The sequence below is a fragment of the Psychrobacter sp. TB55-MNA-CIBAN-0194 genome (assembly GCF_040309505.1).
Lineage (GTDB): Bacteria > Pseudomonadota > Gammaproteobacteria > Pseudomonadales > Moraxellaceae > Psychrobacter > Psychrobacter fozii.
The window spans coordinates 1-271 of the sequence record NZ_JBEOOW010000299.1 but is presented as its reverse complement, the minus strand read 5'-3'; the positions used below and the strand labels follow the sequence as shown (position 1 = coordinate 271).

1 protein-coding gene is annotated in these 271 nt (G+C 48.0%); it reads right to left on the bottom strand.

Going from position 1 to position 271, the window contains the following annotated elements; all coding sequences use genetic code 11:
- Window positions 1–242, bottom strand: a 242-nt coding sequence (locus AAEY75_RS15220; RefSeq protein WP_352260052.1) for a hypothetical protein, incomplete at its 3' end; no start/stop codon positions are given.
- Window positions 243–271: the final 29 nt, after the last annotated feature.

Genomic DNA, 271 nt, shown 5'->3' with positions numbered 1-271 from the left:
GCCGTAAATAGCATCTCTGGACGCTGAGTTTTCGTAAGGTACTCATCGATTACCCAACGAAAATCTGAACCGTACACATCACGGTTACCCGTTTTCATCAAAGTACGCTGCATCAACTGATGCTTGTCAGGAATATCAATTCCCGCTCCACGCAACTGCGCAGCAGATACCTCAACACTTTCTACCCGTTCCGCCACGATGTTGTATTCAGATTCACCCGGCAAAGCGTAATGAGACTCCACAACGTCCGCAGGCCAAAAATGTCCTAAAC